The sequence below is a fragment of the Corallococcus interemptor genome (assembly GCF_003668875.1).
Classification (GTDB): Bacteria; Myxococcota; Myxococcia; order Myxococcales; family Myxococcaceae; genus Corallococcus; species Corallococcus interemptor.
In genome coordinates this window covers 1-435 of the sequence record NZ_RAWM01000359.1, presented here as the reverse complement: position 1 = coordinate 435, position 435 = coordinate 1, and the positions used below count along the sequence as shown (strand labels likewise).

General features: G+C 35.4%; 1 protein-coding gene. It reads left to right on the top strand.

Annotated elements, in window-relative coordinates; translation table 11 throughout:
* Positions 1-435: ShET2/EspL2 family type III secretion system effector toxin (locus tag D7X96_RS39250; protein ID WP_121772015.1), on the top strand; the 435-nt coding region annotated here is incomplete at both ends.

The window sequence follows — 435 nt, the reverse complement described above, 5'->3', positions numbered from 1 at the left end:
CAAATGAACACCAAACCCTGAGTGAATTGTTTTATAAAGAACTCGAGGATAAATTTTCTGGCAAGGAGCTGGCGACGCCTCTATTAAAAAGCTTCTCAGAGAACTGTAGACAAAATGGTCGTCATATCTTTAGCAACAAGGATTTTGTCATTAAATTTTCCACGTCCGTCTTACAAGCTGATAAGAAAGAAATTACGATAATTAATAAAAATGAAAACACGACACTCACTCAAACCATTGCTTCAATATTTGAAGAATACCTAATGGAAATTTTACCTCAACGCTCAGACACTCTTGATAAACAAGAATTAAACCTAAACTCAGTTAGAAAAGAAAAAGAATTCCCAAGAGTTAAACTTAATGATCAATGTTATTTTCCGGGGCGCCCCCAAAACCGTATAGTATGCCGACACATTGCTGCACAATATATTAATG